This window comes from Halalkalibaculum sp. DA3122, from assembly GCF_043951865.1.
GTDB lineage: Bacteria > Bacteroidota > Rhodothermia > Balneolales > Balneolaceae > JAMQKA01.
Window position 1 is genome coordinate 1 of record NZ_JBINJF010000022.1, and the last position, 14,683, is coordinate 14,683.

Annotated in this window: 7 protein-coding genes and 1 pseudogene; 6 read left to right on the plus strand and 2 right to left on the minus strand. The window is 45.9% G+C overall.

What is annotated here, in order from left to right:
• Positions 1–186: 186 nt before the first annotated feature.
• On the minus strand, positions 187–1,287 hold the full coding sequence (locus ACG2F4_RS13830; protein ID WP_395261472.1) for a cis-3-hydroxy-L-proline dehydratase: 1,101 nt from the start codon (positions 1,285–1,287) through the stop codon (positions 187–189).
• Between the two features lie 447 nt (positions 1,288–1,734).
• On the minus strand, positions 1,735–3,120 hold the full coding sequence (nhaC, locus tag ACG2F4_RS13835) for a Na+/H+ antiporter NhaC (RefSeq protein WP_395261473.1): 1,386 nt from the start codon (positions 3,118–3,120) through the stop codon (positions 1,735–1,737).
• Between the two features lie 909 nt (positions 3,121–4,029).
• Here nhaC and ACG2F4_RS13840 point away from each other — a divergent pair.
• The 6 genes and pseudogenes from ACG2F4_RS13840 (at position 4,030) to ACG2F4_RS13865 (ending at position 14,664) form a co-directional block, all read left to right on the plus strand.
• Positions 4,030–4,541 (plus strand): annotated as a pseudogene (locus tag ACG2F4_RS13840) (transposase).
• Positions 4,542–4,999: 458 nt separating this feature from the next.
• On the plus strand, positions 5,000–5,656 hold the full coding sequence (locus tag ACG2F4_RS13845; protein ID WP_395261474.1) for an RNA polymerase sigma-70 factor: 657 nt from the start codon (positions 5,000–5,002) through the stop codon (positions 5,654–5,656).
• Positions 5,657–6,198: 542 nt separating this feature from the next.
• Positions 6,199–7,293 (plus strand): FecR domain-containing protein, encoded by a 1,095-nt coding sequence (locus tag ACG2F4_RS13850; RefSeq protein WP_395261475.1) that lies wholly within the window; start codon positions 6,199–6,201, stop codon positions 7,291–7,293.
• A gap of 125 nt (positions 7,294–7,418) precedes the next feature.
• Positions 7,419–11,030, plus strand: coding sequence for a SusC/RagA family TonB-linked outer membrane protein (locus ACG2F4_RS13855; protein ID WP_395261476.1), 3,612 nt, complete (start codon positions 7,419–7,421; stop codon positions 11,028–11,030).
• 40 nt (positions 11,031–11,070) lie between these two features.
• A complete protein-coding gene (locus ACG2F4_RS13860) occupies positions 11,071–12,678 on the plus strand; it encodes a RagB/SusD family nutrient uptake outer membrane protein (protein ID WP_395261477.1) in 1,608 nt (535 codons plus the stop codon).
• 174 nt (positions 12,679–12,852) lie between these two features.
• Positions 12,853–14,664 carry a hypothetical protein gene (locus ACG2F4_RS13865; RefSeq protein ID WP_395261478.1) on the plus strand — a complete coding sequence of 604 codons (1,812 nt, stop codon included), beginning with the start codon at positions 12,853–12,855 and terminating at the stop codon, positions 14,662–14,664.
• Positions 14,665–14,683 lie beyond the last annotated feature (19 nt).

Here is a 14,683-nt window from a genome sequence, read left to right on the forward strand (position 1 = left end):
TGTACGGGCAGCCGGAATACGCCCAGCGGACGCGGGAGCTGAAAGAACGGCTGCGCGGCCTGCGGACTCAATACCGGGATACGACGGGCCCTCCGATACAATTGAATGAGGATCAGTCTGGAAAGTAATTACCGGATCCTTTTTAAAAATCAAGTGACTGCTGTGAGTTTTTACTGGAAGATCAAATTAACAACTCCAAACGGGATCACCTAAAACGTCCATTCGTGGTTTAATACCAAGGCCCGACCTGGTGGAGGCAGCCATGCGACCGTCCACACGTTGTGGAGCGCCCTCGGCAATAGAGGTAGTAACATAACTGTTGAAATCAGTAGAGCTAAAAATAAATTCCGGGGGGGTACTGTGGGCAAGATGAGCAATTGCTGCAGTTATGATATCTCCTCCCCAACTATCTTCCAAAGTCATTGCTATACCCAAAGAAACACAGAGGTCTCGAGCTTGCCTGGCACGGGTTAACCCACCGAATTTGCTGATTTTGATATTGACCACATCCATGGCTCGGTCATTAACTCCTTGTAATATCATCTCCACAGAATCTATAACCTCATCAAGGATGAACGGCAGGTCCGTATGTTCCCGAATTGAGTGACATTCCTGGTAGGAATTACATGGCTGTTCAATATATACATCAACATCTGCTACATTTTTTACTACACGCATTGCATCATGTTTCAACCAGCCCGTGTTTGCATCCGCAACTAAAACATCATCGCTATCAAGGACATTACGAACAGCGCGGATACGATCTATATCGTCATTTGCATTCCCACCAACTTTGAGTTGAAATTTTTTGTAGCCTTCTGCTTTGTAGTTAGCGACATTTTCAGCCATTTCGTCCGCCGGCCGTTGGGATATTGCTCTGTAGAGAGGAACATTCTCTCCATAACGCCCTCCAAGAAGCGTGCAGACAGGTTTATCAGCCGATTTGCCGAGTATATCCCAGCAAGCCATATCTATCGCCGATTTAACATAGGGGTGGCCCTTTAACAAATAATCCATCTGGCGATTGATCTTCTGCAGCTGTGTAGGGTCCTTTCCAATAAGTTGAGGGGCCATTTCCTTTAACCCCGTGCGTACACCACGGGCATAGGCAGGAAGATACACCGGGCCCAACGGACACACTTCCCCAACACCCGTAATGCCAGAATCAGTTTCCAGCAGGACAACAGTACTGTCAAACACGTCAACGCTTTTCTCTTCTGACCAGTTGTAACTACCTTCGTGGAGCGGAAGATCAACCTGATAAACCTTAATACTCGAGATTTTCATAGAATAAGTTTGATTTAATGTTTTTGATGTGGGTTAACTGGTTATGCTATTCAACTTTTTTAACAGACCCGTTGATAATTTGATGGCAAATACCAGAATATTTACCGAATTTGATTTGATAAAAGATAAAGTTATAACTTTAAAAGTATATGCTTGGGTTTATAGTACTTTTTTTTCTAAAACTGTTAGTTTTTTAATCACTTCCCTTTCAAATATTAAATCTATTTTATATAAGTCCCCGACTGGGGTGGTACCCCTGTCCTTCAGTTCTTGGATTTTTAGTTGAATAGTCCGAAAAATGGGAAGTTGAAACCAGCTGACCCCAATTATGCAAGCCCCTTAGTCTTGGTTTTCTATCGGCTTTTTTCCATGCCAAGGAAGTAAAAAAATCGAGGAAATCGGTAAGGCCCAAAAGGAATTCGTCTTTAATTTATAAAATCGAATTTCCTATTCCGGTTCCGTATACCAAATGGCAATATTGAACTGTCCAAAAATAATCGCAATCAACAAAACCAAAATATTATACCACAGAAACGGCAGGTAGCTAATTGTGCTGACGCCCAAGGTCGTGGCCATGAAAATTCCACCATCTGTCCAGGGTACCATGGGAGTAGTTACGGTGCCACCTGCTTCAGTATTACGGGAAAGAACCCTTCTGTCGATACCCATTGAGCTGTACCTTTTTTCGGTAAGCGTACTGGCTGTAATAAGCGAAACGTAAGCAGCACCGCCGAAAAAATTGCCGAAGAATCCGCTCAATATAGTGGAGGTGGTCAACTTCCCGACGGTATCGGCCCACGCGAGCAGTTGGTTGCCAATAACCTGGAGTATGCCCACTTTTCTCATCAGTCCTCCCAGTCCCAATGCGAACATGATTAAAACGATGACGCCATACATAGATTCAATTCCCCCCCTGTTCAGCAAGGTGTTTATAAATGCTGCATCTGTTTCTATTAAGCTGCCAGAGTACAGTGACCGAACTGAATCAAGGGTATTCAAGTTTTGAAAGGCTCCGGCACATACAACGCCAAGCAAGGCACCAAACGTAATTACCGGTAGTGAAGGTAATCGAAATACCAGTAGTACAATGACCACGACAGCGGGGAGCAATAGGTATATACCGGTATTAAAATGTGTGGAAATGGCCTCCCGAAATAGCGTCGCCTGGCTTAAATCAACGTTGCTACCGCCATAATTAAATCCTGCAATTAAAAACAAAACGAATGCAATTCCCGCTGCAGGAATACTGATATAGAGCATTGACTTTACGTGATCTATCACCCCTACCTGGCATAATGAAGCGGTCATAATTGTAGTATCGGATAACGGGGATAATTTATCACCCAAATAAGCTCCCGATATAACTGATCCTGCTACCAAAGGCAATGAAAAACCAAATCCTTGACCAATGCCCATCATGGCAATCCCGACAGTTCCGACAGTACCAAATGAGGTGCCAGTTGTAAGAGATGTAACACCACAAATGATAAATGCTGAAGCAAGAAAAGTTTCCTTGTTCATGATCGATAAACCATAATAAATGATACTCGGTACTATTCCCCCCGCAATCCAGGACCCAATCAGGGCCCCAACACCTATGAGGATTAGCGCAGCATCCAAGCCGCTGTATATCCCTTTGACCAGTCCATGTTGCATATCTGAATAACGAAATCCGATCTTTATACCGAGGCCAATTACGATAAACCAGCAGGCAAACAGCGCAAGTTGAATAGGCAACTGTAGCTGGGCAAGGGAAAAAAACAATATTGCCAGAATCAGTATCATTACAGCAATAACTTCCCATTTCGTCGGGAGTCGAAAATCATTATCCATAGTTCTGTATTTGATTACATCTCTAATATCGGGCAAGCTAAGGAATTCCTTAAATACATTAAGGAGAAAAGACTATAACAAAATAGAATTAACTAATTGAATACTATTTTGCTATTTACTGGCACAAAATTAAATTAAGGAAGGGTTTTGGAATGAATTTAAAATCCACAGTTCATTCATTTCTTTTAACAACGTGCTTCATTGTGCCTTGCAAGTCTCAGTGTCAGCCTGTCAGCTGTATACGAAATCCCGGGTGAGGAAACAGCCGGCAGGCACAACTCTTTGTTATACCGGCGGCTGGGTGATACACATGGAGGAGTGATCTGCGAAACGGCAACAACATTGCCCGTCAGGTTTTGGATTCCCCAATTGCCAAAAGTGGAGTTGCATATTCAGGATAAAGAAAGGAACCCTTATTCTTTAATAAAAGTCCATTTGGCCAGCAGTTTGGTGCCGGGATCAATAACCACTTCCTCAGGTTCTTTTTCGACAGGAATTGTTAGTTTCATAGTCCGTTGATCCATAACGTATTTTTTAACGTCCGGCAGAATTTGATCATCATCGTAGATCCCGATTTCTATGGGTATTTCAAACTGAAACTGCTTAGCTTGAACCTGGCTTAACTGTATCTAGAGTGTAAATCTAACTCTGTCTAAGTTTAGTAACTTAAAACTCACTAACTTAGACAATTATGACACAAGAAAAATAAATAACCTGCAGAAAAAAGCCCTCCAGCAATTAAGATCCGGAGAGTTGTTATTTGGCTCTGATGGTGCCTTCGCTCCGATGCTCAAAGGCTTCGTCGCAGGCGGAGATGGATGCGCATCTGGACCACCAGGAACGCAAGGCAGGTAATAAGCGTAACGGCAAAGGCAGAAAACAATCAAAAGCTCGGCCGGTAGCTTCTAAATCGACACTCCCCAAGACCGCCAGAGTAGCTTCTATCCCCAACTGGTCAAGAAACGCGAGACGGTGCTGGCGCAGAGCCTTGCCAGCAAAATTATCGGTCTCTACGGGCTGGGGATGAGTCTACGGGGCATCCGCGACCACATCGCTGAAATGTACGACACAGAGCTTTACTGCACCATGCTCTCCCAAATTATCGACCGGGTTATTCCGGAGGTCAAAGCTTGGCAGAGTCGGTCCTTGGAGCCGGTGTATTGCATCGTATGGCTGGATGCGATGCACTATAAGGTCCGCTCGGAAGGCCGTGTGACCCCAAAGCCCTCTACAACATTCTGGGGATCAACCGGCATGGCTACAAGGAGGTATTGGGCGCTTATATCTCCAAGAGCGAAGGGGCCAACTTCTGGCTGCAGGTGCTCTCTGATCTGAACAATCGAGGGTTGGAGGATATCCTGATTGCCTGTACAGATAACCTGCGAGGCTTCACCGAATTTCCTTCCATCCAACCTATATAGACACATGATACATTTTAGTCGGTATCGGATTTTGGAATAAGTACTCATCTATTGAAATTCTACAGGATTTGTCATGTTATCTAGGACGAATTGCAACAAATTATATGCAGATGGAATCAAATTTTTCGGTTTTATGTAAATGGATTATATGAATCGGCACTTTTGTGTAAAGCACCTAGTTCTTTTGTTTTGTAGAGGTCTAAATAGTAGATTCTTTTAAAACATTATTTTTCAACTTCTTATCTAAATTGAACTAGTCAATGTAAATAAATCAACGCCCGCAAAATTATTTAAAAAAGGTATTGAAGTTTGCTTTACAATGAGAAGAAAATATCGAGATTTATAAGATTATTAAGTTAAAAGTCCCAAAAACAACAAGATATGATTTATATTTAAAATAATTGTTTCATAGGCAATTATTAGCCAGCGGATTAGGGAATCATTTTAAGATATAAGGTATGTCTAGTAATAACAATAAGGGATCTAAAAATACTATAGGATCTGATTTAACATCTGATCGGGATGCTGTGGAAAAATATTGGGTAAAAGCTGTACAAAAGGGAGATAAACAAGCCTACCGCATGATGTTTGAGGCTTGGTATGATCCACTGCTCCGCTTTGCGTTCCGTTATGTTGAATCCAGAGCTATTGCCGAAGGTTTGGTACAGGAAGTATTCCTATGGATATGGCAGAACAGGGCGGACTGGGAAGTACGGGGTAAATTGAAAACTTATTTATTCAGGGCTGTAAAATATGAGGCTATTGACCACCTGCGAAAAGACCGAACCAGGGATAAATATGTTGAGAAATTTTCAGAGATACGTGAAACCAAGGTTGAGCCCAAACTGCCCGAAACCGATGATGAAAGTGAATTTATCCGCGCCACACAACAGGCTATTGAAGAACTGCCGGAACGGGCAAGAATGGTATACAAATTAAGCAGATTAGAGGGGCTTACGTATAAAGAAATTGCCCAGGTGCTGGAGATCTCACCCAAAACGGTTGAGACCCACATGAGCCGGGCACTGGATTACCTGCGGGACAGGTTAAAAAAATTTCTGCCTGTGCTGGTAACCCTGTTGTATTGTCTGCCAGGTGCTAATTTCCTTTTTTAGTGTAGCTACCACAAAATTCGCTAAGCATTTAGCCACAGATTTACACTGATTACAACAGATAAGAGGCCTTTATAATACTGTTGTTTTGACCTCCCCAAGCCCTACTGTGTATCCAACGGAGCTATGAAGAGATATTTCAAAGGTCTCGATAAGATTTATATGCCGAATAAGTGTCCTCTAATAACTACTACACGAATTAACTAATAACTATGCTAGTGTGGTGGTTACCACTTTAAAAAGTATAGTAACGCAAGTAGTGTAATAGTAAACAAGAATTCCCCTTTGAAGACCCTGTCCCGACCGCTGTCGGCAGGGTTTGGGAGATGTAGTACTCCCAATAAACTGTTTCACTACTTAACATACTTCGTGATAACCAACACTAGTTAAATATCGGAACCAGGCAGAATGCCGTCTGTCATATCTGAGAGGTGTTTTGCATAATGCGAAAAAAAATATAAAAAATTCAGGGTACCCGGATTTTGATACGCCGTTATAGGTGAATGTGATTTTATAGATCGTAAAACAAAAATTAAACCAAGAAAATGGGGTCACGCATTAATATAAATCAACTTCATCGCTACCTGAACGGGGAATGTTCAGAGGAAGAGAAGCGGCATATCGAGGAGTGGATGCGGAAAGACCTTGAAAACAAACAGGTTGTAGATGAATTACGCCGCATATTAAGCGTTCAGCCTGAAAAGGAGCTTAATTCGGATACGCAGATGGCCTGGCGAAAATTGGCCAATAAGATTAAGGAAAGCTCCCGAGAAAAGACAGACAAACCTGCAAATGATGACCAGCGGTCAGAAAAAAAGTATGTTTTTCAACATTCAGCTTCCCGCAGAACGGCCGCCAGTACGAAAAATAAGAACTACTTGAAATATTTTGTCCGGGCCGCAGCCGTTATGCTAATTGCACTGGTGGGCATCTATTTTTTTATCAATCCCGGAGCGCTGTCCACTTCTGACGCTTCTAAGAACGTTTCCATGAAAGAGGTGGTTACCAAGCGTGCACATGAGGCTGAGTTATCATTCAGTGACGGCACAAAGGTAGTGCTGAATGCGGAAAGCAAAATCAGGTTCCCCGAGCAGTTTCAGGCCAATACCCGCAAAGTTTTTTTAGAGGGCGAGGCCTATTTTGAGGTGGCCCACCTGCCTGATTCTCCCTTCATCGTACAAACCAATGGTGCCGAGGTCACTGTGCTGGGTACGCAATTTAACGTAAAAGCCCGCCCGGAAGAGTCTCAGATATCGGTGGCTGTTGCCGATGGAAAGGTTTCACTTGCATCAAAAAGCTCGTCTGAAGAAACCATTGGTGAAGAGGTTATTTTGGGTGCCAATCAGATGAGTGTCATTAAATCGGGGGCAGCTCCCATCGAACCTGCCAGTGTAAACATTGAAAAGCATCTTGCATGGTTACGGGGCGATTTTGCATTTGATGAGGAACCATTTGTCAACGTATTAAAGGAGTGGGAGCGCCGTTTCGATGTGAATTTTATTGTGGAAGACGCTTCACTAAAGTCAGTAAAGTTTTCAGGAGAATTCAGACGAGAAAGTCTTAACGAGATGCTTCAGTTAACATCTCAGTCTCTGAATTTTAACTACGAACGACAAAATAACACCATAATCATAAACTGATAAGATATCCATGAACATATGTACGACACACTCATAAATACAATGATGATATTATCGGTGCAATTGATGCCCGTAAATATTCGATTATAATGTTAATGTTAGTTAAGGAGGAAATGGGGATTATTATGAAGATACCGAATACCGTAATATACACACTAAGTGCATTAGTTTGCTGCCTCTTCTTGATGCCTTTTTTGATATCGGGCCAGACAGTTGAGGCCCAAAGCGGTGACGATTTGGATGCGACATATACGCAGCGATTGTCATCTGTGGATTATGTAGAAGTTGAAGAGGGTAAATACCGGACCTTTAATTTTGAGTTTCGGAAAACGCCCTTCAAAGATGCTCTCCAGAAAGTGGCAGAAAAAGGGAATTACAAACTGCTTTTTAACCACAACCTGGTATGGGATAAGCGAAAAGTGACTATGGAAATGAATCAGGTGAATCTGCGAGAAGCCTTCAACCGGATTCTGGGGCTTACCCCGCTTGATTTTGTTGTTGCCGGTAACGGCTACATTATCATTACGCAGAAAGTGGAGAATATGAAGACCAAAGTTCAGATTGAAACAGTTACTGGCGTAGTGACCGATGCCAATACCGGGGAGACGATGCCGGGAGTCAACGTTGTGGTTAAAGGAACCACAACCGGTACCTCCACCAACAGCGAAGGACGTTTTGAATTAAACGTACCCTCTCTGCAGGATACACTGGTATTTTCTTTTGTGGGATATCAGCGCAATGAAGTACCGATCAACGGGCGCACGCAGTTGAACGTGAATTTGCAGTCTGAGGCTATATCGGGAGAAGAAATTGTAGTCACCGGTTATGGTACGCAGGCCAGAAGAGAGGTAACAGGCTCCATCGCCTCCGTTGAATCCGAACAGATCAACCAGGTGAGTGAGTCTTCACTGGAAAATGCATTACAAGGTCAGGTTGCCGGCTTGCAGATGACGCAGACTGGTGGTTCGCCCACGCAGATGTCACGAATTGTGATCAGGGGTATCAACTCGATATCAGCCGGTACTGAACCGTTGATTGTCATTGACGGCATGCCCGTTAACGGCAGTCATCAGGATGCCGGCGGCATGGACCAGGGTATCAACCCGCTCTCCCTGGTTAATCCGAATGATATTGAATCGATCGAGGTGCTGAAGGACGCTGCCGCAACCGCTATTTACGGTTCTCGTGGCTCCAACGGGGTTATCCTGATCAGCACCAAAGACGGAAGGCGCGGCGCTGGTACGTTTGACATGAACTATCAAACCGGATTCAGCACCCCCGTCGGTACCTACGACCTTCTCGATACGTCTGAGTGGCTGGAAATAGTGGATCTTGCACGTGCAAATAATCCGAATAATCTGGATCCATTCGACCCGCTGAGTGATTATGACTGGCTAAATCTGCCTCCCGAAGGCCAATTAGACAGACAGGAGATTCAGAACATCAATACCGATTGGTTTGACAGGATCCTGCGGCCGGGGCAATTCCACAGCTTAAATGTTTCGTCCAGCGGCGGTACAGAGGGAGGCACCAGCTACTACGTGTCTGCCAACTACCGTACGGATGAGGGGTATCTCAAAACAAACAATATGAACCGGATTGTTACCCGCGCCAACGTTGATCTCGCACCTCTCGAAAACCTTACCGCCGGTATTCGCACCAACTTTACCTTCCTGCAGCAGGATGAAGTACCGGTCAATGGCGGACCGCCCTGCTGCAACGATCAGGTTGCCAATGGTAACTGGACCCAGGCCGTTTCCGGAGCACTGCCCTGGTTACCTGTTTATAACGATCAAGGCGAGTTGTTCCACCAGCGTTCTGGAAATAACCTTGTGGCTACCCTACACGACGAGTGGTACACATCATGGAGCAGAAATCTGCGTACGCTCGGTAAAATATTTGCCGATTACCAGATTCCCAATTTTGACAATCTGGAGATTCACTCCGAAATATCCCTTGATTACAAGTATAACAATGCTCTGAGGAGTGCGACCGGTGATCTCCGGCCTTCAGGGGAGCCATACGGGCGCCAGCAGGGTTCCGAAGCCTGGTCGTATAATTACAACATTTATGGGACCTATCAGGACAGCTTCCTGGGGCTGCATAATATAAAAGTTACAGCCGGTACGGAGGCGTTCTCAGAAAATTCACTGAATTCCTTCCTGGAGGCCCTGAACCGCACGGCTACGGATGAGATGATCGGTAGCCCGGGAGGTAGTTCTATACAACGCTTGTCATTTAACCGAAGCCGGGAAACCCGGTTTATCGGATACTTTGCACGCGCCAACTATAATTATCAAGGACGCTATATCGCACAGTTTAGTATCCGTCGTGACGGATCCTCCGTATTTGGTGCGGATAAGCAGTTTGGTACTTTCCCGGCTGGATCTGTCGGCTGGGTTATATCCGATGAGCCCTTTATGCAGAATGTAGACTTTTTGAGTTTCCTGAAACTGAGAGGAAGCTATGGACTGACAGGTAACGCCAACATACCCACAAACGCAAAATTCAACAGTTTCGCAGGCTGGAAACGATATGGCAGCGTGCCAGTCGGGTACTACTTCAACCAGGTTGGCTCTCAGGAAGTTGGTTGGGAGACAACCGAAAGTACTGATGTAGGTTTTGAATTCGGAATCTTGAATGACCGGATTACGGGTAATGTATCCTACTACAAGCAGGATGTTACGGATATGCTGCTCGCAAGCCCGATAGCCCAATCCAATGGAACCGCATCGGAGCAGATTTGGGCAAATATCGGTGACCTGCAAAATCAAGGTTTCGAAATTTCAGTCAATTCCCAGAATGTCGCAGAAGGCGATTTCTCCTGGAGGACCGAATTAAACCTGACGCTCAACGACAACGAGGTACTCTCGCTTACGCCTGTTATTTCAGATAACAACTCCGGTCTGCGGCAAGGTGTAACCAACACGCGTATCGGTCAGGGCATTGGCCTGTACTTTATGGCTGAATCGGCCGGATTAAATCCGGATACCGGATATGAAATGATCTACGCGGTGGACAATGATCCGTTCCTTGTCAACGATAACGGCGAATATGTGGATCAGAATGGTAATGTGATAAGCGAAGAAAACCGGATAAATAACCCGAACTTCCTTGAGACGACCGATGAGATGATTCCGGCCACAGAATCCAATGTGAGCAATAACCGCACACTGATGGAGGGCAAGAGCGGCATCCCGACCTATTATGGCGGGCTTACCAACACGCTTTCCTATAAAGGCTTCGACTTCACATTTACCCTGAATTTCCAGGGTGGTAATTACATATATGATCAGGTTTTGCAGGGCAAAACACGGCCGGCAGGTACAGGTAACTACAGTACTGAGCTGCTCGGTAACTACTGGACAGAAAATAACCGAAATGCCAGGTATCCGAAGCCAAGCTGGAACAACCAGTACATGGTAGACGGCAGTGTAGAGAGTTTCGGCACGCAAACATCGATGTATCTTTACAAGGCAGATTTTCTGCGTCTGCGCCGGGTACGGATAGGATACAACCTGCCTCCCTCCATATTAAACACTTTGAATATGCGTGGGCTCGAAATCTACCTCAGCGGAACGAACCTCTGGACATATGCTCCGCACCATCCGGGTCTTGACCCCGAGGTCACCAGCTTTGGCAATCCGGAGCAGCGAAATCTGAACCCGGGCGTGTTGGGTACAGGGTATCTGCCCCCTTCCCAACAGTTCAGCTTGGGTGTTAATCTGAGCTTTTAACAACAAGTTTGTTACTCTCTAATCAGAAAAGGATATCATTATGAAGAAGACGAAATTACTAACATTCATAGTCGCCTGCTTGTTTGTGGCAATCGGTTGTGAAGGAGAAGATTACCTGAATAACGTGACCCCCTCTTCAGGTGAGGGTCCCGGACAGGGTGAATGGCAATCTGTAACCGATCTGGAACACTTGGTCGTAGGCTCCTACTGGATGACCTCAGGCGAATGCTGCAATGAAACCACATTTACTTTTAGCAGCTTTGCCCGAACATTGCCAACAGATATTACGGTTCCGTTCAGTGATGCCGGAAACGGCTATTTTATCGGACCTAGTGAAGCCAATGTGTTTTATGATCTGAATCATAATCCCGATAATTCGGCGCTAAATAAAATTTGGCGGAGTGCGTATGCCGTAATAGGTAACTCCAATGACGGCATTCAGTTCATTAATGAAAATTTCATGAACAACGATGGTGAACCTCCGTTTGAGGATCCCGATAACCAGATCTCCAGGATCTACGGTGAATTCAAGTTCCTTAGGGCATATAATTACTATATGCTGGCCAAAACATTCTCTCCGCCCTACAGCCAGGATAATCTCTCGGAACAATCAGTCATAATACGTACCGAACCAACGGCCGGATTTGGTGAAGCCAACAAGCCCCGGGGCACAGTTGAAGAACTCTATGATGTGATCGTTTCAGATCTGGAGGCTGCGATCGAAAATCTGCCCGATGCACCGCGCTCGGTCGATCCGGAGCAGTATAATTACAGCCGGGCCACCAAACCCGCTGCAAAACTGTTACTTGCACGGGTAGCTTTTGAAATGCAGAACTGGGACCTGGCCCAGCAAATGGCGACCGAGGTTATCGAGGATTCCCGGTTTACTCTGGATGAGGATCCTATCGTGGCCTGGGAGCAGGATATCCATACCCGCCCCAATGAAGTGGTCTGGTATTACCAGTATGTTGACGGTGACGGCGTAGGCCATGCCAGTAACTGGAAATGGCCAAAAGCGTGGAACTCATGGAACGCCACACGTGCCGACTGGGGGCTGAGTGGTTCTATTGTCAACAACTCAAAGTTCATTGCTGCCAGTTATTCCTTCCTTGAAAAAGTGGATTGGATCGATAACGTAAATGACAGGAATGAGACCACAGAGGCCACCAACGACCTGCGTTACCAGCAGCTGTACAAGCGGTTTGAGGCCGGTGATGACACCGGCGGGCTTGAGTTCGATCGGCCTACTGTTTGGGTGAACAAGTACTATAGAAATCCCGACGCTCCGCCGGTGACCAATGTACCGCTGTTGAGGGTTTCTGAAATGTACCTGACCCGGGCGATTATCTCATTCCTCGGCGGCAATGGTGCCAACCAGGATGTTGCCCAGGCGCGCAGCGACATCAATACCATTCGCGAGCGGGCAGGACTCAGTCCCATTGCACAGGGTGATCTCACCGCCGAAATAATTCACGCAGAACGGATGCGGGAACTCTCATTCGAAGGAGACCGGCTGCCGTATCTGCAGGCACTCCGCCAGGATATACCTCGTGGAGACCGTTCTGCAAACAGCCCGTTGCCATGGAATGACGGAAGCCTTGTATTCCCCGTCCCTACTGGTGAAACCGACTTTAACAATGCTCTATAAGTAATGTTGAGCTGGCAGAACCCTTAAATTACTGAAGGAGTACGATGGAAACTTCGTACTCCTTTTTATTTGCAGGAGGAAACCTTGGGAAATCAGCATCCGGATAATTCATCCTGGTATCTGGTGATGAGGGTTTAATTGAATAGTGGAAAAAATGCGGTTTAAAGGGATGTGATGAAAGAAGATACAAGTATATTTCGCTGCATTAGGTTTGTACAATTACTAATTCTGTTGGGTTTTGCCATTCATTTAGCAGGATGTGAGTCGAATTCCACTTCCGAGAGGTACAGTAACCAGTATATAAAGGGATGGAATATTCTTTCTGATAACGAGCAGAAATCCCAGCTGGTGATCGATCATCTGGAGGAATACGATATCAATCACCTGCAGATATCCCACCAAATTGTCATGGATCTGAAAGATGTCCGCAACACCGAAAAACGGCAACTTACCAATGAGCTGACTAAAAAGGCCCATGAAAAGGGAGTTGAAGAGGTAGTGGTGTGGGATCACGCTCTTTATGATCTCGACTACTATCCCGATCGATTTAAAACCGGTCCCGACAGAACCATCAACTTGGACAATCCCGAATTCTGGAAGTGGGTAAAACAGGATTACCGTGATATGCTGGATATGGTTCCCGGGATAGACGGTATCGTCCTCACTTTTATCGAAACCGGCGCACATGTGGAGGATCAGTATTCCAAAAAATTGGAAACCGAGGGACAGAAGCTGGCGGCCCTGGTGGATACGCTATCCAGCGTGATTATTGACGAGCGGGACCTTTCGCTGTATGCCCGTACCTTCTTTTACACCAAGCAGGAGATGCGTGCCGTGCTGGATATGGTTGAGCTGATTGAGCATGACGAGATCACAATCATGATGAAAGAGTCGCCGCACGATTTTATCATGACGCACCCGAACAACCGTTATGTGGAGCGGGTGGACCGCCCGGTACTTGTAGAGTTTGACCCAACCGGGGAATTCCACGGACAGAGCATCGTGGCCGGAACGTTTGCGGAGCATATCAGAGATCGATGGTCCTATTTTCTGAACCAATCCAATGTCGTCGGTTATGTGGCCCGTACCGACAGGTTTGGAACTACCCAGATCCTGAATCGTACTTCAGAGCTGAATTTATATACCCTTCACGCACTTCAGCAGAATCCGGATCTCGACCTCGACCGGATCTATGAAGAATTTATTACTCAGAACTACGGGAAAAAAGCGGTGCCACCTCTAAAGCTAGTATTCCAAAAGGCCGAGGACATTACCAAGTCCGTTTTTTACTCACTGGGATTGAATACGGCCAATCATTCCCGCCTCGATTTTGATTATCCCTCCATATACGGCAGACACGTCTCCGGGAAGTGGCTGGAAAATCCCGTTGCGGATATCGCTCATAATGTGGATACCACCCTTCATTACTGGAATGAAGTGGTCAATCATCTTTCTCCCCCGCGATATAAAGAACCTGATGGACCCTTGAAGATAGAGGCCCACTGGGTAGTGGAAAACGGATGGGTGGAACCGGGTGAAAAAATGACTATGGAATACCTCCGGATGGTTGTCAGGGAAAAGAATTACGGGGTGGAACTGGCACGTAAAGCCCTTCAGGAGATCGAAAACGCCGAGCCGTACATTGAAAGCAGTCAACAGTATGACAAGCTATATCAAACATTCAGGCGAACTCTTATCACCGCCAGGCTGCGAAGAGGTGCAGCCAAATCGTATTACGGGTACAGGTTGTATAACCGGGGTGCGCCATACCAGACCGAAGAGCTGAAAGAAGTACTTAAAAGCGGGCTACAGGAATTGGCAGCGATGGCGGATACCGTCGAAGCTTATCCCCACCCGCATACCGAAGGACAGTGGAACTGGTGGGAAGATGCGGAGGATGCCCGTGAGCTGTATCGCAAAGTAAATTCGGACGGGTATGAGCCGTACGGATCGACCGGAGTTCAACTTGTTCAGCCGTTGAAATGACTGTTGAACCGGGACAGCA

Excerpts from the sequence above, each read along its gene's own strand:
- ACG2F4_RS13830 (WP_395261472.1), bottom strand. The coding sequence starts at position 1,287 with ATGAAAATCTCGAGTATTAAGGTTTATCAGGTTGATCTTCCGCTCCAC.
- nhaC (WP_395261473.1), bottom strand. The coding sequence starts at position 3,120 with ATGGATAATGATTTTCGACTCCCGACGAAATGGGAAGTTATTGCTGTA.
- ACG2F4_RS13845 (WP_395261474.1), top strand. The coding sequence starts at position 5,000 with ATGTCTAGTAATAACAATAAGGGATCTAAAAATACTATAGGATCTGAT.
- ACG2F4_RS13850 (WP_395261475.1), top strand. The coding sequence starts at position 6,199 with ATGGGGTCACGCATTAATATAAATCAACTTCATCGCTACCTGAACGGG.
- ACG2F4_RS13855 (WP_395261476.1), top strand. The coding sequence starts at position 7,419 with ATGAAGATACCGAATACCGTAATATACACACTAAGTGCATTAGTTTGC.
- ACG2F4_RS13860 (WP_395261477.1), top strand. The coding sequence starts at position 11,071 with ATGAAGAAGACGAAATTACTAACATTCATAGTCGCCTGCTTGTTTGTG.
- ACG2F4_RS13865 (WP_395261478.1), top strand. The coding sequence starts at position 12,853 with ATGAAAGAAGATACAAGTATATTTCGCTGCATTAGGTTTGTACAATTA.